General features: G+C 33.8%; 15 protein-coding genes. 13 read left to right on the top strand and 2 right to left on the bottom strand.

The window, feature by feature from the left end:
- The first annotated feature begins 54 nt into the window (after positions 1 to 54).
- The 3 genes from R9X47_RS04230 (at position 55) to R9X47_RS04220 (ending at position 4924) form a co-directional block, all read left to right on the top strand.
- Positions 55 to 933: a radical SAM protein gene (locus R9X47_RS04230; protein ID WP_432665471.1), complete on the top strand. Its 879-nt coding sequence runs from the start codon at positions 55 to 57 to the stop codon at positions 931 to 933.
- Between the two features lie 67 nt (positions 934 to 1000).
- Positions 1001 to 3043, top strand: coding sequence for a methyl-accepting chemotaxis protein (locus tag R9X47_RS04225; RefSeq protein ID WP_432665470.1), 2043 nt, complete (start codon positions 1001 to 1003; stop codon positions 3041 to 3043).
- Positions 3044 to 3163: 120 nt separating this feature from the next.
- On the top strand, positions 3164 to 4924 hold the full coding sequence (locus tag R9X47_RS04220) for an acyl-CoA carboxylase subunit beta (protein WP_432665469.1): 1761 nt from the start codon (positions 3164 to 3166) through the stop codon (positions 4922 to 4924).
- Positions 4925 to 5001: 77 nt separating this feature from the next.
- On the opposite strand, the gene R9X47_RS04215 is transcribed toward R9X47_RS04220, so the two are convergent.
- Positions 5002 to 5766 (bottom strand): IclR family transcriptional regulator, encoded by a 765-nt coding sequence (locus R9X47_RS04215; RefSeq protein WP_432665468.1) that lies wholly within the window; start codon positions 5764 to 5766, stop codon positions 5002 to 5004.
- 171 nt (positions 5767 to 5937) lie between these two features.
- Between R9X47_RS04215 and R9X47_RS04210 the strand changes: the two genes are divergently transcribed.
- On the top strand, positions 5938 to 7359 hold the full coding sequence (locus R9X47_RS04210) for a dihydrolipoyl dehydrogenase family protein (protein WP_432665467.1): 1422 nt from the start codon (positions 5938 to 5940) through the stop codon (positions 7357 to 7359).
- A 62-nt stretch (positions 7360 to 7421) separates the two neighbouring features.
- Here R9X47_RS04210 and nhaC read toward each other — a convergent pair whose 3' ends face one another.
- Entirely contained in the window at positions 7422 to 8831 is a 1410-nt protein-coding gene (gene nhaC, locus R9X47_RS04205; protein WP_432665466.1) for a Na+/H+ antiporter NhaC, read from the bottom strand.
- 813 nt (positions 8832 to 9644) lie between these two features.
- Here nhaC and R9X47_RS04200 point away from each other — a divergent pair.
- From R9X47_RS04200 to R9X47_RS04160, 9 genes are all read left to right on the top strand, one after another.
- Positions 9645 to 10133: a 5' nucleotidase, NT5C type gene (locus tag R9X47_RS04200; protein WP_432665465.1), complete on the top strand. Its 489-nt coding sequence runs from the start codon at positions 9645 to 9647 to the stop codon at positions 10131 to 10133.
- Between the two features lie 171 nt (positions 10134 to 10304).
- Complete coding sequence (gene uvsE, locus R9X47_RS04195) at positions 10305 to 11258, top strand: UV DNA damage repair endonuclease UvsE (protein WP_432665464.1); 954 nt, start codon at positions 10305 to 10307, stop codon at positions 11256 to 11258.
- A 393-nt stretch (positions 11259 to 11651) separates the two neighbouring features.
- Positions 11652 to 12611, top strand: coding sequence for an L-threonine 3-dehydrogenase (locus R9X47_RS04190; protein ID WP_432665463.1), 960 nt, complete (start codon positions 11652 to 11654; stop codon positions 12609 to 12611).
- 179 nt (positions 12612 to 12790) lie between these two features.
- Entirely contained in the window at positions 12791 to 14827 is a 2037-nt protein-coding gene (locus tag R9X47_RS04185) for a urocanate hydratase (RefSeq protein WP_432665462.1), read from the top strand.
- 117 nt (positions 14828 to 14944) lie between these two features.
- Entirely contained in the window at positions 14945 to 15850 is a 906-nt protein-coding gene (gene ftcD / locus R9X47_RS04180) for a glutamate formimidoyltransferase (protein WP_432665461.1), read from the top strand.
- 7 nt (positions 15851 to 15857) lie between these two features.
- A complete protein-coding gene (gene hutI / locus R9X47_RS04175; RefSeq protein WP_432665460.1) occupies positions 15858 to 17132 on the top strand; it encodes an imidazolonepropionase in 1275 nt (424 codons plus the stop codon).
- 25 nt (positions 17133 to 17157) lie between these two features.
- Positions 17158 to 17775 carry a cyclodeaminase/cyclohydrolase family protein gene (locus R9X47_RS04170; RefSeq protein ID WP_432665459.1) on the top strand — a complete coding sequence of 206 codons (618 nt, stop codon included), beginning with the start codon at positions 17158 to 17160 and terminating at the stop codon, positions 17773 to 17775.
- Positions 17776 to 17955: 180 nt separating this feature from the next.
- Positions 17956 to 18792, top strand: coding sequence for a DegV family protein (locus tag R9X47_RS04165; protein WP_432665458.1), 837 nt, complete (start codon positions 17956 to 17958; stop codon positions 18790 to 18792).
- A 38-nt stretch (positions 18793 to 18830) separates the two neighbouring features.
- The gene (locus R9X47_RS04160) at positions 18831 to 21875 is read left to right on the top strand and encodes an AAA family ATPase (protein ID WP_432665457.1); all 3045 of its coding nucleotides are present in this window, start codon (positions 18831 to 18833) and stop codon (positions 21873 to 21875) included.
- Positions 21876 to 21992: the final 117 nt, after the last annotated feature.

Genomic DNA, 21992 nt, shown 5'->3' with positions numbered 1-21992 from the left:
ATTCACAAATCCATTAGATATAGAAAAACAACTATAAAAAGGAGATGTAATTTAATGAGGTATGAAGGCACTGTTTATAGACCTCCTAGTGAAGCCTACAGTCTTATTATTCAAGCTACAATAGGTTGTTCCCACAATAAATGTACATTTTGCAAAATGTATAAGGATAAGCAGTTCAGAATTAGGAGTATTGAAGAAATATTCGAGGATCTTGATGTAGCCAGGAAGAGGTACAGACATATAAAGAGGATATTTCTAGCCGATGGAAATGCTTTAGCCTTAAGGACTGATGATTTAAAAAAGATACTATCAAGAATAAAAGAAAAGTTCCCAGAATGTGAAAGGGTCGGAACCTATAGTGCAACAAAGGATATATTAAGAAAATCTAAGGGCGAACTGAAGGAACTAAATGATCTAGGTCTTAAAATTGCCTACTTAGGTATTGAATCGGGAAGTAATGAGGTTTTAAAGGATATTAGAAAGGGCGTACTTGCTAAGGAGGTTATCGAAGCAGGGAAGAAAATAGTAGATGCTGGAATAAAACTTTCTGTCACTGTAATATCTGGTATAGGAGGCAGAGCTAGAAGCGATGAGCATGCAAGAGAAACAGCAAAGATAATAAATGAGATAAAACCTCAATATATTGGCCTCCTAGCACTACGTATAAAACCAGATACAGAATTATATGAACAATACAGCCGTGGTGAATTTCAACAGTTGTCACCAAAGGAAATAGCTTTAGAAACTATTAACTTTGTCAAAAATTTAGAGGTTAATAACTGTATATTTAGAAACAATCATGCCGCAAATTATTTTACTCTTGCAGGAACTTTACCCTACGATCAAGAGAAGATGCTAATGGAGCTAAATGAGCTGCTGGAAAAAGATCTAGATTATAATGAAGAATATGAATTAATTAGAAGAAATTTATAAATAGGAAAAATTTGATATAGAGATTAGAGGGTAATATGATTTGCAAAGTACAAGGGGAGGAAAATTAATGATAGGGAAGAAAAGCATAGCAAATAAACTTCTTATTGCTGTAATTTCTTTAGTTTTACTTATGTTTGCTGTATCTGGGGTAGTTATTCACCGAAAAATGAATCAAGTAATAGGAGATGTAGCCAGAAAACACGCAATAGATGAATCAGAAATCATTAGTGGAAAGATTGAAAGTTACTTTTTAAGCAAAGCTTCTATTGTAAATGCCTTGGCAAAATCTGAAAACATAATAAACTATATTAAAAGTACAGAAACAATTTCGGATAGAGAAGCAGTCAAGGATCTGCCCGAGTATGAAACCATAAGAAAGACATTATATAACATAAAAAAGGCTGATGATGAATTAGGGTTTATAGGCTTGGCGCTTGAAAAAAATAACAATCTTATTAATGATAGTAGAAACTACAAAGTCAAGAAGGATTATGATTTATTAAAAAGATCATGGTATGTTAATGCCGTAAAAGCTGATAGAATTTACTATTCTTCTCCATATATTGGAAGTACAACTAAAAAGCTTTCGGTAAGTGTCGTTGCACCAATATTTGAAGGTACAAAAGCTATAGGTGCTGCGGATGTAGATATATTTATAGATAAAATCTCAAAACTTATGGAGGGTTTAAAAATAGGAGAAAATAGTTTTTCCATGCTTATAGATGATAAAGGTACGATTATATACTGTCCAGACAAAGAAAAAATACTAAACCAGAAAGTAACCGACTATTCTGAAGAATTTAAGAATATGGAGGATCTCGTAAACATAAAGGAATCTGGGATTAGAAAATATGAAAAAGATGGGAAAACTATGTACTTGGTTTATAGTCCAATAAAGGCAAATGGATGGAAGGTATTGGTCTCAGTTGACGGCAAATATATATCGAACAAAGTAGATGGAGTACAAAAATATCTAATTTATGTCTATATTTTTATGGCCATAGTCTTAAGCTTAGTGATACTTATCTTAACAAGGAAAATGTTAAGAAATGTCCCAGTAATACTTGATAGATTCAACTCTGTGGAAAAAGGAGATCTATCTTGTAGACTTGAGGTCCATACCAATGACGAAATAGGAGAGATCTCTAGAAAATTCAATTCTATGATAACCAGTATAAGAAATCTAGTAATGAAGTCTAACGAAATAAGCTTAGATGTATTAAATTCAGCGGCTCACCTTGCCTCATCATCTGGAGAGGTTAGTGTTTCTATAGATGAGGTTTCAAATGCCGTTGAGGAAATTGCTAAAGGGGTAAACGATCAGACATTAGATATAGAAAAGGGTGTAAGCGCTGTAAATGATATGGATATGAAGTTTAATATCCTTCTTCAAAACAATAATAATATCCATAACTCAGTAAAAAACGTTAATATCACCAACGAAAAAGGAATGAAAGTCGTAGAAGAATTGAAAGACAAAAATGAACTGAACAACCTCTCAATGAAAAAAATAGAGATGGTTATCCATGAATTAAATGAAAAGACAGAAAATATAGGTAATATGCTAGATACTATAAATGCAATTGCTCAGCAAACTAACTTGCTTGCACTAAACGCATCTATAGAAGCTGCAAGGGCAGGAGATGCAGGAAGAGGATTTGCTGTTGTAGCCGATGAAATAAGGAAACTTGCAGAGGAATCAGAAAAAGCAGCTGACGATATAAAAAGTGTAATAGATGACATTCAAATGAATACCAAAGAAAGCGTGGATACTATGAAGGATGTACACCATAGTTTCTTACAACAAACGGAATCAGTTAAAGATGTAGATAAAGCCTTTAGTGATATAAACGAAATAATCAATGAAATAACAGAAAAAATATTAACCATTGGAAAAAATGTAAATGAAGTAAACGAAGATAAAGATAGAGTTATATCAGCAATGGAGAATATATCTGCAATAATTCAAGAGACAGCTGCATCTTCTGAGGAAGTTAGTGCTTCAATGGCGCAACAAGCAAGCACGATAGAAAGTGTTGCAAATGCTTCGGTAAAGCTAAACGAATTGGTTAAAGAGTTAGATGAAGAAATAAACAGGTTTAAGATATAGGATTAAGAAAAATAAAAAACTCTCAAAAAAGCAGGAATAAAAGATTATATGTCGAAACTATATTTATAAAATGGAATATATTCCACAATGTGAAATAAACGATAAAAGGAGAATGATAAAATGTATGAATCCGGGTTTTCAATGCCATCCTACTTTCAAAACATGGAACCGATGGGAGATACTTTAAAGAGAAGTAATGATGAAAATATTGAGAAGTTAAAGGAAATTGAGGCGGGTATAGCAGCTGAAGTTAAAAGAATAGTAAACTCTGGCAAATCTACTGAGGCTATAAACGAAAGAGGTCAGTGGACAGCGTGGCAGCGTATTGAGTATCTTGTGGATGAAGGGACATGGTGTCCGCTTCATAGTATATTTGATCCTGAAGCAAATGATGAGGGTACGACGGCGGTTGTCGATGGGATAGGAAGAATTAATGGAAGATGGGCAGTAATTATTGCATCAGATAACAAACAGCTAGCAGGAGCTTGGATTCCAGGTCAAGCAGAGAATATATTACGAGTAACTGATATTGCAAAGAGGTTAAACATTCCCTTAGTATGGGTGTTAAATTGTAGTGGAGTTAAGTTGAGTCACCAAGAATATGTTTATGCAAATCGTAGAGGAGGAGGTACTCCATTCTTTAGACATGCTGAACTAGCACAGGCTGGAATTCCTGTTATTGTAGGTATATATGGTACTAATCCAGCAGGAGGCGGATATCACAGTATAAGTCCCTCTGTACTAATAGCCCACGAAAAGGCTAATATGGCTGTTGGAGGAAGCGGTATAGTAGGAGGTATGAATCCAAAGGGGTATATTGATGAAGAGGCTGCTGAGCAGTTGATTGAAGCAACTAGAGGCTTTAAGGGAAACCCTCCAGGAAGTGTTGAGATACATCATGGTGTTACAGGTTTTATGAGGGAGGTAGCTGATAGTGAAGAGGGCGTTTTGGATATAATCAAGGAATATGTAGCAAGCATGCCAGCCTATGATCCATATTTCTTTAAGGTTGATGAGCCAGAAGAACCAATGTTTCCAGCGGAAGATTTATACAGCCTTGTTCCTCTTAGTCCGAAGAAAACATATGATATAAGGGATGTGTTAGCAAGGATTTTTGATAGTAGTGAGCATATGGAATATAAGCCTGATTATGGTCCAGAAATCTATACTGGTCTTGCTAAGATAGACGGATTTTTAGTTGGTTTTGTAGCTAATACTCAAGGACTTCTCATGAATTATCCTGAATACACCGATCAGTATATAGGAATTGGTGGAAAATTGTATCGCCAAGGCCTTATTAAAATGAGTGAATTTGTAACCTTCTGTAGTAGAGACAGAATTCCAATAGTATGGGTACAGGACACAAGTGGCATCGATGTTGGCAACATAGCTGAACAAGCAGAGCTACTAGGACTTGGGCAGTCTCTAATATATTCTATTCAAAATTCTGATATTCCTCAGCTTGAAATTACACTAAGAAAGGGTAGTGCAGCGGCTCACTATGTAATGGGAGGGCCACAGGGGAATAAAACAAATGCATTTTCACTTGGAACTGCAGCAACCGAAATGTATGTAATGCATGGAGAAACAGCTGCGGCAGCAATGTATTCCCGTAGACTAGTTAAGGATAAAGATGCTGGAAAACCTTTAGACGGAACTATAGAGAAAATGAATAAAATAATCAAGGACTACCACGAAAAATCAAGACCTGATTATTGTGCCAAGGTAGGGTTTGTGGATGAAGTAGTAAATATGACATATTTGAGAAATTATATAAAGGCCTTTGTAAATTCAGTATATCAAAATCCAAAATCCTTCTGCCCTTTCCATCAAATGATTACACCTAGGATCATTAGAGACTATAATAATGTTAATAAGTAAAATTTTATATAGAAAATAAGAATCAAAAAGGGGATGTATCATAAAACAATCTTATGAGACATCCCTTCTTTAAATTATTAATCTATACGATTCAAAGGATGGTACCCTTGTGAAAAGGACAGTTCTTGTGCGCACTGCTTAACTAAATTTATAAGCTCAGAATGTTTGTCTTCAGTAAGTCTTGTAATTGGACCAATTATCCCAAGGGAAGCTATAACATTACCAAATTTATCTCTAACTGGAGCACCTATACCGACTGCATCTTTAATATACTCACCGATACTGATAGCAAAATCTAACTTTTTAATCTTTTCTAACTCAACTAAAAGTAAATCTGAGTCAGTAATTGTATGCTCTGTAAAGGTTTTCAATTTATTATTTAAATAGTCATTTATAAAGGCTTCATCTTTATTAGCCAATAGAACTTTCCTCAAAGCGCCACAATGTAAAGGAACTTGAGTACTAAAGGGATCGATAATCTTTAACGGGTGTGGCCCCGCAACACGCTCCAAAAAGATACCTTTATTACCATCTGAAATAGTTAAATATGAGTCTTCACCAGTGGTGTTTGCAAGATTTCTCATAATTGGAATAGCGGACTTCCTTATATCTATGTAGCTACTTGCCTTTATACCTAAGGTGACTAGTGAAGGACCAAGATAATATAATGAAGATAACTCATCTTGGTTTACGAATCTATATTCTTTAAGGGTTAATAATAGCCTATGAATGGTACTTGGCGGTAATCCTGATATTGAACTTAGCTCAGCAATAGAGAACTTTTTATTTTCACTTCCTAAAATTTGTAATAAATCAAGGGAGCGTTTTACACTCTTTACCATGTCTAAACCTCCGTATCTACTCCTTAGTATTATACCTATTTATTATCTCACAAAAGCTATAAAATTGCTATATTCTGTTTACTTAATCTTAAAGCACAATAATGATCAAGTTCTCTTGAATGATTGCCATTTAAAAGCTATGGGTATAATTATTTTAAGAGGTGATATTATATGAAAAAATACGATTTGATAGTCATAGGTGGAGGAGCAGGAGGTCTAACAGTAGCAGCAGGCTCAGCGATGCTTGGGGCAAAGGTAGCTTTAATAGAAAAGGATAGGTTAGGTGGAGATTGCCTCTGGTATGGTTGCGTACCTAGTAAAGCGTTTATAGAAGGAAGCAAAATAAGTCACTACAGTAGAAAAGGAACAGAGCTCGGGTTAGAGATTTTCGGGGAAGTTGACATTAAAAAAGTCCTAAGCAGAGTAGATAAAGCAATAGAAAAGATTGAAGAACACGATAGTATAGAACGTTTTGAAAAATTAGGAGTAGATGTTTATATTGGTAAAGGTTCTTTCAAAAATAGGAATGAGATATTGATAGACAATGAAACCACAATATGCGGTAAAAGAATTATTATTTCAACTGGATCAAGACCAATGGTCCCAGATAGCTTTAATAAATCTGGTATTAGCTATTATACAAATGAAACAATTTTTAAGATTAAGGAAAAGCCAAAAACTCTTTTAATTGTAGGGTGTGGGCCTATAGGTTTAGAACTAGCTCAATCCTTTAATAGGCTAGGCACAGAAGTTCATATAATACAAAGAGGCAATCAAATACTAAAAAAAGAAGACAAGGACATAGCCGACGAAATTTTTAATATACTGACTTCAGAAGGATTAAATATACACACTGAAACCACAATAAAAGAAATGTATGAGGAAAGTTCTAATATCAAGATTAAATTAGAACGAAAAGGAATAGTCAAGGATTTAGATGTAGACGCAGTTCTAGTGGCCACAGGTAGAAAGAATAATATAGATAGTCTGAACTTAAGCAACGCAGGCGTAAAGGCCAATGAAAAATTTATACCTGTAAATCAATACCTTCAAACTAATATTAAAAATATCTATGCCATAGGAGATGTTAACGGGAACTATCCTTTTACACATGTAGCGGGCTATGAGGGAAAAATTGTAGTAAGTAATGCTTTGCTTGGACTAAGAAGAAAGGTAGATTATAGAAACATTCCATGGGTTACTTATACCGATCCAGAAATATTTCACTTGGGTTTAACTGAGAAAGACGCTATAAAGGAATATGGTGATAGTATTAATGTCTATAAGCTTGATCTAGGAGAAGTGGATAGATTTGTTACTGATAGAAATGAAAAGGGTTTTATAAAACTTATAACCGATAAGAAGGGGTATATTTTAGGGGCCCATGCAATAGGAAAGGGGTCTGGTGATTGGATGCAGACAGTTATTTTTGCTAAAAACTTTAAGCATAAAATTGGCGATTTATCGATGCCTATATATCCATATCCTACTCATACTGAGGCTCTAAACAAAGTATCGGGTCTATATTGGCAAGAAAAATTGAAGGGGATATCATCTAAGCTAATTAAAAGGTATATACGATGGTTTAGATAGCTTTAAAATAGAAAAATAAAAACCGAAAGGGGCAAGCCCTCTCGGTTTCTTTATACATATTATTATACAGATTGCTTTACTGCTTCAGTATCTTTAACCTTTTCCATTGTTATACCTGTAAATCCATAGATTATTGAAATTATTGGATTAATAAGGTTTAAGAAAGCATATGGAGCGTATGCAAGAGGATGAACTCCTAATGTCTTACTCATGAAAGCACCACATGTATTCCAAGGAATTAAAGGTGATGTTAATGTACCAGAATCCTCAAGAACCCTTGATAAGTTCTTTGGATGTAATCCTTTCTTATCGTAGATATCTTTGTACATTCTACCAGGGATTACTATTGATAAATACTGGTCTCCAGCAACAACGTTGATAAATATAGCAGTAACTACTGTTGCGAATACAACTGAACCAGTGCTGTGAGCAAACTTTAAGATTGCAGCTGCAATTGCGTGAAGCATTCCAGCTTTCTCCATAATACCACCAAATGCCATAGCACATAAAATCAATGATACAGTCCACATCATACTGTCTAATCCACCACGAGAAAGTAAGCTATCAATTGCTTCAATACCAGTTTCTGAAGTGAATCCGTAGTGAGCAGCATCTATAATAGATCCCAGTCCTGCACCTTGGAAGAAGAAAGCGAAAAGTCCGCCAAGTACAGTTCCACCTATTAGACCAGGTATTGCAGGAACCTTTAAAACAACCATTGCAATAACAAGTATTGGTGGGATCAATAGTAGTGGTGATATGGTAAATTGTGCGCTTATACCGTCAAGAATAGTAGTGATTGAAGACATATCCATGCTGTTTCCAGCATATTTGAAACCTATTATACCATATAATACTAAAGATATAATTAAACTTGGTCCTGTAGTGAAAATCATATGTCTTATATGGTCGAATAGATTAGCACCTGCCATTGATGGTGCTAGGTTTGTTGTATCAGATAGTGGTGACATTTTGTCTCCAAAGTAAGAACCAGAAATAATTGCACCTGCAACGATTGGTAGTGGTATTCCTAAACCTCCACCAATACCAATAAGAGCGATACCAACTGTTCCAGCAGTAGTCCAAGAACTACCAGTAGCCAATGATACTACGGCACAAATCAATGTAGTAGCAACTAAGAAAATACTAGGTTTAAGTATTTGTAAACCATAGAAAATCATTGTTGGTACTACACCGGCAAGTATCCATGTACCAATAATCATACCTATGATCATCAGGATAAGAATCGCAGACATTGACATCTTGATTGTTTCAACTACACCCTCTTCAAGCTCACTCCAAGTGAATCCAGCACTTATTGCAACTGCTGCTGCAACTGCTGCTGAGAAAATAATCGGAATGTGTGGACTTCCATCATACCACTTCAAAGTAATGAATAAAGAAACTATTAAGAATGCTACAGGTATCAATGCATGCCCGACGGTGATTCTTTTTTTCTCCTTGAGACTCATAATGTACATACCCCCAAAAATTTTTTTATTTGTACTATGCTTAACGGCAGAAGATAATGGCTTGTATTACTAGAGAAATTGTTAGAAAAAAGTAGAATGTCTTAATAACTCAAGCTATTACCTTTAAACTCTGTTTAGTACTTTAAAATGATTAACCTTATAATAGCAAAGTGAATAATGAAATTGATAATTTCTTTCAAAATCATGCAAAGTGTGAAAAACATAAAATTTTTTTTTTACATATAAAATTTCAAAGATGTTTAAAATAAAATAGAAAAATTTTCTTCAATAATAGAATTGATATTATTTGAATGAAGAAAATTAGAAAAAAGTGGCAAACGGTTTTTGAATGCCGTATAAACTTGAAAAAAATGGAAAGATTATTCATTTCTATAACAGAGTAGCAGTCAATATGCAAGTACTAGAACTATTATAACATAGATTTAACAAAAATTTTATAAAAAAAATCAGATATACATGAAATTTCAGAAATTTGAAATAGAGTAAATCTTTCTATTCATTGTATTTACAGCATTACAAGGAGCACTAAAAAATTTTAAGATTTACAAAAAGTCACTTAACCAAGATTTAACAATGGTTTAAAGTATATTTAACTTAGATATTTTTTTATAAAAATATGATAAAAAAAAATTGAAAATTGAACTATTAACAGATTTTTCTAGTCTTTGTATTAAATGCTATTAGGTGAGGGGAGATAAAATGGTTAAGTTAAATTTATGCATTGATATTGATGGTACTGTAACTACGCCTTATTATTGGTTGTAGGATGCCAATGAATATTTTAACACTAATTTGAAACGTGAAGATGTATGCGAATATGAAATTCATAAAGCATTAAAGGTTTCCAGAGAAGAATACCTGAAGTTTTATGAGCTGTTTGGAGAAGAAATACATGCCAAGGCAAAACTAAGAAATAGAGTCAGGAGAATACTGTGTAAGCTTTCTGAGCGTCATCAAATTCACTATGTAACTGCTAGAGAAAAAAGGATGACGGAGGTGACTGGTTGGTGGATAGAAAAAAAGAAGCTGCCTATGGATAGTCTTCATATCTTAGGAAGTCACTATGAAGTAGAGAAAGCAAAGGAATTAAAATGTGATATATTCATCGAAGATAGATACGAAAATGCTGTTGAAATCTCTAAAGCAGGATTTAAAGTACTACTAATAGATTGTAACTATAATAGGCTACCCATCCCAAAAGAAATTACAAGAGTTAAGGAATGGGATGATATATATAATGAAATAATTTTATATTCTAATAGAAAGTTAAATGTTGCTTAAGAACCTGATGCAGGTTCTTTTTTTATGATCAAGAATTTTTTATTGGCATTTTTCGAAGAAAAATCTGACCAAAACAAAGATCGTGGATGTCCCTGAGGTTTTTTCATAATTTTATTAAAGAGTGGGGAAAAATATTATAAAGAAGAAAGAAATGTAGGTGATATTTTGAGGATGAATTTTGGGTATGTAGCAATGTCTAAGGTAATAAAGGATTGTTCTCCATCGACAACGGTTACTGTAAAAACCCTAAGCAAGATTGATGATCATGAGATAAGATTATACAAGCTGCAATCTATTGCCAAGACAAATATAAAGAATACCCAAAGACTTTTTTACCACAATAGGGCCCATGATATAAGAGTCTATCGATTAACTTCTAAACTAATCCCCCTAGCTACCCATCCTATAACTGAAGAATGGGACTGGTTTGAAGATGTACGTTTAGACTTAAAAGCTTTAGGCGAATATGCTAGAGAAAATAACTTTAGAATAAGTGCTCATCCTGATCATTATACACTATTGAATTCTCCTAAAGAGGAGGTTTTACAGTCGTCATTAAAAGATCTTATCTATCATCATAAAATATTTCAAGGTATGGGTCTTGATAAATCAGCAAAATTAGTACTGCATATTGGAGGAAGCTATAAAGACAAAGAAAAATCCATAGAAAGGTTTATTAAAAACTTCAATAATCTACCGGAGTACCTTAAGGAAATAATAATACTTGAAAACGATGACAAAACCTATACTACAAAGGAAGTTCTAAGTATATGTGAAAAGCTAGGAGTACCTATGGTCTTAGACATTCATCACCACTGGTGTAATAATAATGGAGACAATCTTTCGGATTATTTAGAAAGAATATTTAACACATGGAATTATGAGGAGCTACTTCCGAAGATTCATATCTCTAGTCCTAAGGATGAGAAAAAATTTAGAAATCATGCTGATGATATTGACATAAACTCCTTTATTGAATTTCTAGATAAGGCTAAAAAGTTAAATAGAGATTTTGATGTTATGATAGAAGCTAAAAACAAAGATTTAGCACTTTTCAATCTAATTGATGGATTGAAAAAAGTATCGGATATTAAGATGCTGAATCAGGCTTCAATTGAATATTAACTATAAATTCATATACAAGATATATTTATGAGCAAAATCTTCTTCTCTAAAGCTCTATAGAAGATTTTGTTACTTTTTTTTGTATCTATTCATATTTATAGAGTTTGAACCCAGATTATTCATAGAAAATTCAAAACTCTGCTGCGTCCTTTTGATTCTAAGACATACATCAAGTTCTCGACGTACCGTTTTGGTATGCCTTCAAACTTGATGAAAGTCTTAGAAATCAAAATTACTTGCACCCTTCCAAACTTTCTATTAATAATCCGGGTTTTAATTGCATTTTAAGGAATAATAATAAAGTATTTTATAAAGATTTACGAAGTTATCTACAGTATTAAAAGGTATACAATTTCCTATATGTTATAAAAGAAGATAGGAGGAGATTATTAGATGAAAAGGATTTTAGTAACTGGGGCATTGGGACAGATCGGTTCTGAGTTAACCCTACGGATGAGGGAAATCTATGGAGAAAAAAATGTTGTTGCCAGCAGTAAAAGTAAAGATAAGAGTGATAATGGAGATGTAATGACTTCAGGACCATTTGAGGTAGTAGATGTATTAAATCTTAAGCAATTAGCTGATGTAGTGAGTAAGCATAATATTGATACAATTATTCATTTAGCCGCTGTACTTTCGGCCGTTGGAGAGGTAAAGCCTCATTTACTATGGGACGTAAATATGAATGGACTTTATAATGTACTAGAAGTAGCGAGGGAGAAGAAATGTGCAGTATTTACACCTAGTTCAATAGCAGCCTTTGGGCCAAGCACTCCAAAGGATTTAACCCCACAGGATACTATACAAAGACCAACTACAATATACGGTGTGTCTAAGGTTGCCGGTGAGCTTTTATGCGATTATTACTATGAGCGATTTGGTATAGACACTAGAGGAGTTAGGTTCCCCGGGCTAATTTCATATAAGGCACTACCTGGTGGAGGTACTACGGATTATGCAGTACATATATATTATGAAGCGTTAAAATCGAAAAGATTCACATGCAATATAAAGGAAGGAACAAAAATGGATATGATGTATATGCCCGATGCATTAGATGCAATAATAGATCTGATGGAGGCAGACTCATTAAAGCTTTTACATAGAAATGCCTTTAATATAACCTCCATGAGCTTTGGGCCTGAAGAAATTTTTGGGGAGATAAAAAAACATATACCAGATTTTCAAATAGATTATGATATAGATCCCGTTAAGCAGAAAATCGCTGAGTCTTGGCCAAACTCATTAGATCATAGCGATGCACGTAAGGAATGGGGATGGAATCCTAAGTATGATCTTCAGTCAATGACAGTGGATATGTTAGAAAAATTGAAGGATAAACTTAATATTTAAACTCTAGTAAGAAACCGATTTTTATAACAGTTCTACCTCCAATATCGAACTTTAGAAAACGTCTCTAAACATTTTCTAAAAAATTTGACGCTTTAGAGACGAGGAAGTACTAAAATAAAGTTAAAGCATGATAAAATACAAAATAATAATATTTTTATTAATAATAAAGGGGTGTTTTAATGGTTAACAATTTTGATGTATCAGAGGCAATGACAATCAAATTAGATTCAGTATTACCTGAATATCCAAAATTCCAAGAAGGTTTAAGACGTGCACCGAAGAGAGAATTTACTTTAACAAAGGACGAGACAGAGCTTGCACTTAAAAATGCACTTCGTTATGTTCCAGAAGAATTTCATGAACAACTTGCTCCAGAATTCCTAGAAGAACTTTTGACAAAGGGAAGAATCTATGGATATCGTTTCCGTCCAGAAGGAAATCTTAAAGCAAAGTCAATAGATGAGTACAAAGGAAAGTGTATCGAAGGAAAAGCTTTCCAAGTAATGATCGACAACAACTTGGATTTCGATATTTCATTATATCCTTACGAATTAGTTACCTATGGTGAAACAGGTAGAGTATGCCAAAACTGGATGCAGTATAGACTTATCAAAAAGTATCTAGAGGTATTAACTCAAGATCAGACCCTAGTAATTATGTCAGGTCATCCACTGGGATTATTCCATTCTAAGCCCGATGCGCCTAGAGTAATCATAACAAACGGTTTAATGATTGGTATGTTTGATGATCCAGATAACTTCAATAGAGCAGCTGCATTAGGTGTTGCTAACTATGGACAAATGACTGCAGGTGGTTGGATGTATATCGGACCACAGGGAATCGTACATGGAACATACAGTACATTACTAAATGCAGGAAGAATTAAATTAGGAATTCCAAACGACGGAGACTTAAGAGGAAAACTATTTGTAACATCAGGGCTTGGTGGTATGAGTGGTGCTCAAGGTAAAGCCGTTGAGATTGCCAATGGAGTAGGTATTATTGCTGAGGTTGACTACTCAAGAATTGAGACAAGACATTCTCAAGGATGGGTAAGTCATGTTGCTAAAACTCCTGAGGAGGCATATAAGTTAGCGAAGGAATATATGACTAAGGAAGAGCCAGCTGCAATAGCATTCCATGGAAATATAGTTGACTTACTTGAATACGCTGTAGAAAATGATATTCATATACATTTGTTATCTGATCAAACTTCTTGTCATGAAGTATATACTGGTGGATACTGTCCACAAGGAATTTCATTTGAAGAAAGAACAGAATTACTTGCAACTGACAAAGTTAAATTCACTGAATTAGTTGATAAAACTTTAAAAGCACATTATGAAGTAATTAAAAAGTTGACTGCAAAAGGAACTTACTTCTTTGACTATGGTAATGCATTTATGAAGTCAATCTATGACTCAGGAATCAAAGAAATATCTAAGAATGGTAGAGATGATAAAGACGGATTCATATGGCCATCATATGTAGAGGATATTCTTGGACCTCAATTATTTGACTATGGATATGGACCATTTAGATGGGTATGCCTAAGCGGTAAACATGAAGACCTATTAAAGACTGACATGGCTGCTATGGAAGTTATAGATCCTGAAAGAAGATATCAGGATAGAGACAACTGGGTATGGATTAGAGATGCAGATAAGAATAAGCTAGTTGTAGGTACTCAAGCAAGAATTCTTTATCAAGATGCCCTTGGTAGAATGAATATAGCTCTTAAATTCAACGAAATGGTTAGAAAAGGTGAAGTCGGACCAGTTATGCTAGGCCGTGACCACCATGATACTGGTGGAACAGATTCACCATTCAGAGAAACATCAAACATCAAAGATGGAAGTAATGTTATGGCAGAACAAGCTACACATATATTTGCTGGAAATGCTGCTAGAGGTATGAGTTTAATCGCACTTCACAATGGTGGTGGAGTTGGAACTAGTAAATCTATCAATGGTGGATTTGGTATGGTTCTTGATGGAAGTGAAAGAGTAGATAGTATATTAAGATCTTCTATGCCATGGGACGTAATGGGTGGAGTTGCAAGACGTGCTTGGGCAAGAAACGAAAATGCTATGTCAACATGTGTAGAGTATAATGACATAATGGAAGGTAAGGACCACATCACTCTTCCATATATACCAAAGGAAGACTTAGTAAAAGGTTTAGTAGAAGATGCTTGGAAAAAAATCCAAGAATAATATATAATGAATATATTGTATGTAGGCTGGAAGGGAGTATGCCCTTCTTGTCCACATACATTTTATAATGCTTAAAAACTAAAGAGAATATTTTCCCTAAAATAAGGAGGAAGAAAAATGGCTGGTGTAAGAAAAATAGTTGAATGTGTACCAAATTTTAGTGAAGGTAGAGATTTAGACAAGATAGAGAAAATAGTATCACCTTTTAGAGGAAAAGAAGGCGTTAAGCTTTTAAACTACGAGGCTGATAAAGATTATAATAGAGTCGTTGTAACAGTTATGGGTGAGCCAGAAGCTGTTAAGAACGCTGTTGTTGAAGCAGTAGGAGTTGCTGCAGAGGTTATTGATATGACTAAGCACGAAGGACAGCACTCAAGAATGGGAGCTACTGATGTTATACCTTTCATTCCAATTAAAAACATGAGTATGACAGAGGCTATTGAGCTTGCTAAAGAAACTGGTGAAGCTATTTATGAAAAGCACAATGTACCTGTATTCTTATACGAAAAAGCTGCATCTAAGCCTGAAAGAGAAAACTTAGCTAAGGTTAGAAAAGGACAATTCGAAGGAATGCCTGAAAAGCTTAAGGACCCTGAGTGGAAGCCAGATTTTGGAGAAGCTAAGATTCACCCAACGGCTGGAGTTACTGCAGTTGGAGCTAGAATGCCTCTAGTAGCATATAATATAGATTTAGATACAGCTGATGTAGAAATTGCAAACAAAATAGCAAGAGCTATAAGACATTCAGGTGGTGGATATAGATTCGTTAAGGCTGGTGGAGTTGAAATACCTGAAAGAGGAATTACACAGGTAACTATGAACCTTACTGACTATACAAAAACTGCAATGTATAGAGCTTTTGAGGCTGTAAAAATGGAAGCAAGAAGATATGGTGTTAACGTTTTAGGTAGTGAGGTAGTAGGTCTTGTACCAATGGAGGCTTTAATAGATACAGCTTCATACTATTTAGGACTATATGGTTTCTCAATGGATAAGGTTTTAGAAACTAACTTAATGGAGTAGTGATAATATGAATAAGAGAAACGTTATAATTAAGAATGCTTCAGAGCTTGTAACTTGTAAGGGCTTTGAAGCAAAAAAAGGAAAAGAAATGAATGAGCTGCACGTTATTAATGATGGTGCAGTAATCATTGAAGATGGCATAATAAAAGCTGTTGGCAAGACTGACGAAGTAGTTAATGGAATAGATGAGAGTAAGTATGAAGTATTTGATGCTTCAGGTAAGACTGTAATGCCAGGATTTGTAGATTCCCATACACACCTTGTTTTCGGAGGCTATAGAGCTGAAGAGTTTTCATGGAGACTTCGTGGAGACAGCTATATGGACATAATGAAACGTGGTGGAGGAATTATTAATTCCGTTAGAGGAACTATGGAAGCACCTATAGAAGAGCTTATAGAGCTTGGAAAGAAGAGACTGAACTCAATGATCTCCTTTGGTGTTACAACTGTTGAAGGTAAGAGTGGATATGGACTTGATTACGATACAGAAATTAAGCAATTAGAAGCTATGGAAGAATTAAATAAGATTCATCCTTTAGATATTATAACAACTTTCTTAGGAGCCCATGCTGTGCCAAAGGATTATAAAGGAAAAGAAGATGAATTCATAGACTTTATAATTGAAAAGGTATTACCGGTTGTGAAGGAAAGAAATCTTGCAGAGTTCTGTGATATATTCTGTGAGCAAAACGTATTTTCTGTGGAGCAGTCAAGAAGACTTTTATCAAAGGCAAAGGAAATGGGTATGAAGCTTAAGCTACATGCCGATGAAATTGTTAGACTTGGTGGAGCAGAACTTGCAGCGGAGCTTGGGGCTGTTTCTGCTGACCATTTATTACAAGCATCTGATGAAGGTATTAAGGCTATGGCAGAAAAAAATGTTGTTGCCACACTATTACCGGGAACAGCTTTCAGTTTAAAAGAAGAGTTCGCTAGGGGTAGATTCATGATAGATAATGGATGTGCTGTAGCTTTAGCTACTGACTTTAATCCTGGAAGTTGCTTTACAGAATCGATACCACTTATTATTTCACTTGCGACTCTACATATGAGTATGACACCGGAAGAAACTATAACTGCACTTACAATAAACGGTGCTGCTGCAATAGATAGAGCAGATGAAATCGGAAGTATAGATGTAGGTAAAAAGGGTGACATCGTAATCCATGAGTTCCCTTCCTACAAGTTTTTACCTTACCATATAGGGGTAAGTACTGTTGAGAAAGTTATAAAGAATGGCGAAATGATCTATGATAAAAATAAATTATTTGAGAATATATAGAATAGAGAAATAGAGGAGGATTAAAATGTTAGCAGATAAAACATTAAAGGGTTTCTTAGATGAAACTGCTTCTAAAGCTCCAGTACCAGGGGGCGGAAGTATCGCAGCAATGAGTGCTGCTACAGCGGCTGCTTTAACGGAAATGGTTGCGAACCTTACTATCGGTAAAAAGGGATATGATGAAGTACAGGATGAAATGGCAGAATTAGCATCTACTTTACCTAATGTTAGAAATGAATTCATTGCAGATATTGATAGAGATGCAGAGGCCTTCAATAAGGTTATGGACGCATTCAAAATGCCAAAAGAAACAGATGAAGAAAAGGCTGAAAGAAGACAAGCTATCCAAGATGGGATGAAGAATGCTGCTAGTGTACCTTTAGAAGTAGCTAGAAACGCATTTAAAATTATGGACTTTGCTGCTACGGTAGTAGAGAAGGGTAACAAAAACGCAGTAACTGATGGAGCTGTTGCAGCAATGATGGCAAGAACTGCTGTACTTTCTGCATTATTCAATGTAAAGATAAACTTAAGCTCTATAAAGGATGAGGAATTCGTTAAGACTGTGTCAGAAGAAGTTACTCAATTAGAAACTAAGGTACAAGAAGTAGAAAAAGAGATTTTATCTAAAGTAGAATTATAGGATTCTAAAATGGAGTTAGGCATAACATATAATGCTCTAACTCCATTTTTACTAAGATTATTTTTCGAAGAAAAATCTGACCAAGACCATGGGAGTCGATGTCCCCGAGTTTTTACTTAACTTTTAGCTGTATATGCAATATAATTGTATAAAGACTATAATTTGAGAGGAGCAAAAATTATGGGAGTAAAGATAATCGGAGACAGTTGTTTTGACTTAAATGAAGAGCTTAAAAAAATACCAAACTTAAACATAGCTCCGTTAAAGATAAACATTGATGGAAGAGAAATTGTTGATGATGAGACTCTGGATCAAAAAGACCTGTTAATGTCTATGAAAAATTCTCTTAAAACACCTAAAACCGCAAGTCCTTCACCAAGTGACTATATGAAGGTGTATGAAGGAGAGGAAGATGTTTTTGTAGTAACATTATCCTCACAATTGAGTGGAAGCTATAACAGTGCTATGCTAGCTAGAGATATGTATTTGGAGAAATCAAAGGATAAGTTTATTCATGTATTTGATTCGCTTAGTGCTTCTGTTGCTCAGACACTTATAGGTCTAAAAATTCTAGAAATGCAAGATCTCAATTATAAAAAAGAAAAAGTAGTTGAAAAGGTAAATGAATATATAGAAGAAATGAAGACATTATTTTTATTGGAGTCCCTTGATAATTTAATAAAGGCAGGAAGAATCAACAAGGTAGTTGCCAAAATAGCTACGGCATTCTCTATCAAGCCAATAATGTGTGCTACCGATAACGGATCTATAAATATTTTAGAAAAGGCAAGGGGTTCTAAAAAGGCTTTAAGGCGTTTAGTTGACTTAATTGGTGAAAAGGGTGAAAGGTTAGAGGAAAAAATCCTAGGCATTGCCCATTGTAACTGCTTTGAGAAGGCAGAAAAACTAAAAGATGAGATTAAAAAGAAGTATAACTTTAAGGATATAATAATTGTAGATACTGCTGGTATAAGCACGGTTTACGCAAATGATGGCGGAATAGTTATAGCGTTTTAGATATACTAATATGAAGTAAAGATAAAGAAGGGGATTAGATGGACTCTATTAAAGTCAAATTATTTAATACACCTTATGTTTTAAAGGAAGATAAAAAAATAAAGTTTCCTTTCACAAAGGCAGAGGCGTTGTTCTATTACTTGGTTGTAAACAAACAAGCGACAAGGGATGAATTAGTGGCTCTATTTTGGGGTGATTCTGGAGAAAAAATAGCAAAGAAAAATCTTAGAAATGCAATGTACAAAATAAGAAAAGCCTTTGATATAGACATCATCATATCTCCGCAGAAATCAACTGTAATTTTAAATCCTGAGGTAGAAGTCGATTGCGATTTATATACGTTTTTGAATAGCGATTTAGATAGCATTAACATGTATGATGGCGAGTTTCTAAAGGGATTTGGAGTAAAAAAAGCAGAGGAATTTGAAAACTGGCTATTTAGTAAAAGAGACTATTACAGCGATTTGTTCGTTTCGAAGTTATATGAGTTTATTGATATTGCAATTGAAAAAAAGGATTATGAAAAGGCAGAGGGTTTGGCAAAAAAACTAATTTCCCAAGATGAATTTGATGAGAGGCCTTATAGATTATTAATGAATATATATAGGGAAATAGGAGTTTATAATAGAGCTACCCAGCTATATGATAGATTAGAATCAATATTAAAGAAAGAACTAGGAATAAAACCTGACATAAAAACAAAACAGATCCTTGATGAAATTAATAAGATACGTAAAACAAAGGCATCAGAGAATATTAAAGCTTCGAATGATTTATTTTATGGTCGAGAGAAAGAGATAGCTATACTTAAAGGACATTTTGGAGCCTTTATAGATTATAAGCAATATAAATCAGTCTTGATACGAGGCGAGGCTGGTATTGGAAAAACAAAGTTAAAGGATGAATTTTATAAACATATAGAAAATGAGAGTGTGTATGTATTTCAAACTAATTGTTATCAGGCTGAAAGAGGATATTTTCTTAAGCCATGGAATGAAATATTCTTTCAAATATCAAACATTATTGAAAAGGATAACATAAGTATTCCTATGACCTGGAGGAAAATGATTTCATATGTTTTTCCTATATTTGATAAAGATAATCTAGTAGAAAATAGAAATCCTGTTGAGGTTCTAGACACTTTGAAGTTTAGTGTTATCGAAGAAGCGATTCATAGTGCATTTAAGAATATAATTGAGAGAAAGAAAATAATCTTTATATTTGAAGATCTTCAGTGGATTGATGATTTGAGTCTATCCCTATTATCAAGCATAATACTAAGAAACAAAAATATTATGCTTATTGGAACCTGTAGAAATGGACATTACGAAGGTATAGAAAAATTGGTTACAACGTTGAACTCCAACGATCTTATAGAATTTATTGAGCTGCAAAGATTTACAAAGAATGAAGTAGAGACCTTTATCAATAAATATTTAATAGATAGTGAAATAAATAATAGTACTAAGGAGAAAATATATACAGAAACAGAGGGAAATACTTTTTTCCTAATAGAATACTTAAACATGTTAAAGGCAAAGGGTGGTTTGGACAACTTTATTTCTCCTAAGATGAAGGATGTTCTTAAAAGTAAGTTTATTGACATTTCTGATGAGGGAAAGAAAATATTAAATATGGCTTGTATGTTTTTTGATAAGGTAACATTGACCATTTTAAAGGAACTATCGGATAAAAATGAAATGGAAATAGTTGAAGTTATTGAAGAACTGCAGAATAAAGATATATTAAAGGAAACGAATAGTGAAGAAATTAGTTTCATCTTTACCCATCAAAAGCTTAGAGAATTTGTGTATTATAACTTATCCTCAGTAAAAAGAAGAATATTACACAACAAAATTGGAGAAATCACTTTAAAATCCCTTAGAAATAATAAAAATGATGTATCTATATATCCGAAACTTATCTATCATTTTACTAATGCAGGTAATATCTTATATACAATAAAATATACAATAAAGTATTTGGATTCATACCTAGACATAAAGCATGAACTTTTTCCTATAATAAGTGATATTGATTTTAGCCAAACAAATTTTAAAGATTTGAGTAGAAAAAAGGTTCTGAAATATTTTAAAGATATTGATTCTCTCTTTTCTAAGTTGAAGGAAAATGAAAGACCGAGTAACGAAATACTAATATTAAAAATTGCTTTTCTTCATCTAAAAGGTAGATATTTAATTCGAGAAGGTGAATACGAAGAGGGAATAAAATATATTGATGAAATGATTGCTAAAGCCCTAAAAATAAAGTCCTATATATATGCACTAAAGGGATATAGGCAAAATATATATTATGGTATCCAAATACACAATACTGAATTAATGCAAGAAAACATAGAGAAGGGTTTGAAAATTGGATATGAGCATAATCTAAAGAAAGAGATCGCAATTTTCCTTAGATTAAAGGGAATCTGTAAAATAATGCTTCAAGAATATAATGAAGCAGAAGAGCTGTTGAAGGAATCCATAAGGGTATTGAATAGTATAAATGACAATAAGGAAAAATACTATTTAAATATCGCTGCGTGCTACAACTACATTGGTGAGATAAGAAGACATAATATGGAGTTCTCAGAAGCCTTAAACTTCTATGATGAAGCCATGGGTATTTGTGAAAAAAGAAATCTTTTAAGGGGATTGACGATTTTTAATACAAATGCCGGACAAGCCGCCTTTGAAATGGGTGACTACGTGAGAGCAAAGCAATATCTAAAGAGAGCAATTAATATTTACAAGGAAATAGGAACCCTCTGGGGGAGGTCTACAGCAGAAGGTTTCCTTGCGCTAATAGAATGTAAGGAAGGAAAATACAAGTCTGGTCTAAAGCATCTGAAAAATGCCAGTTACTATTCTGAAAAGCTAAAAAGCCCCTTAGAGATAGGTTTAGTATATAGAGTTAAAGCCGAGATTAAAGCAAATATGCAAAATAATGAAAATCTAAACAAAGTTTTTTCTGACTATCTAGATTTGACTTTAAAAGATTATTGTGAGATAGGAATAAAGCATCTAAGACAGGTTAAAGAAGGATATGAGATAGAGATTCTAAAGGCTTTAAATAAGTAAGAATAAATGCAAATAGTACTAAGATGATGTCTAAATAAAGACATCATTTTTTTGCTCTAAATATTAATATAAATTAGCGAAAAATGGTAAAATAGATTAAGGTAAAAAAAGAAAGGA

The sequence above is a fragment of the Wukongibacter baidiensis genome (assembly GCF_050888315.1).
GTDB classification, from domain to species: domain Bacteria; phylum Bacillota; class Clostridia; order Peptostreptococcales; family Caminicellaceae; genus Wukongibacter; species Wukongibacter baidiensis.
Note: the sequence above shows the minus strand (reverse complement) of the source record. Positions and strands in the feature narration are given on the sequence as shown.

Excerpts from the sequence above, each read along its gene's own strand:
- R9X47_RS04215 (WP_432665468.1), bottom strand. The coding sequence starts at position 5,766 with ATGGTAAAGAGTGTAAAACGCTCCCTTGATTTATTACAAATTTTAGGA.
- ftcD (WP_432665461.1), top strand. The coding sequence starts at position 14,945 with ATGGCTGGTGTAAGAAAAATAGTTGAATGTGTACCAAATTTTAGTGAA.
- R9X47_RS04185 (WP_432665462.1), top strand. The coding sequence starts at position 12,791 with ATGGTTAACAATTTTGATGTATCAGAGGCAATGACAATCAAATTAGAT.
- R9X47_RS04160 (WP_432665457.1), top strand. The coding sequence starts at position 18,831 with ATGGACTCTATTAAAGTCAAATTATTTAATACACCTTATGTTTTAAAG.
- R9X47_RS04220 (WP_432665469.1), top strand. The coding sequence starts at position 3,164 with ATGTATGAATCCGGGTTTTCAATGCCATCCTACTTTCAAAACATGGAA.
- hutI (WP_432665460.1), top strand. The coding sequence starts at position 15,858 with ATGAATAAGAGAAACGTTATAATTAAGAATGCTTCAGAGCTTGTAACT.
- uvsE (WP_432665464.1), top strand. The coding sequence starts at position 10,305 with ATGAATTTTGGGTATGTAGCAATGTCTAAGGTAATAAAGGATTGTTCT.
- R9X47_RS04210 (WP_432665467.1), top strand. The coding sequence starts at position 5,938 with ATGAAAAAATACGATTTGATAGTCATAGGTGGAGGAGCAGGAGGTCTA.
- R9X47_RS04190 (WP_432665463.1), top strand. The coding sequence starts at position 11,652 with ATGAAAAGGATTTTAGTAACTGGGGCATTGGGACAGATCGGTTCTGAG.
- R9X47_RS04165 (WP_432665458.1), top strand. The coding sequence starts at position 17,956 with ATGGGAGTAAAGATAATCGGAGACAGTTGTTTTGACTTAAATGAAGAG.
- R9X47_RS04225 (WP_432665470.1), top strand. The coding sequence starts at position 1,001 with ATGATAGGGAAGAAAAGCATAGCAAATAAACTTCTTATTGCTGTAATT.
- R9X47_RS04230 (WP_432665471.1), top strand. The coding sequence starts at position 55 with ATGAGGTATGAAGGCACTGTTTATAGACCTCCTAGTGAAGCCTACAGT.
- nhaC (WP_432665466.1), bottom strand. The coding sequence starts at position 8,831 with ATGAGTCTCAAGGAGAAAAAAAGAATCACCGTCGGGCATGCATTGATA.
- R9X47_RS04170 (WP_432665459.1), top strand. The coding sequence starts at position 17,158 with ATGTTAGCAGATAAAACATTAAAGGGTTTCTTAGATGAAACTGCTTCT.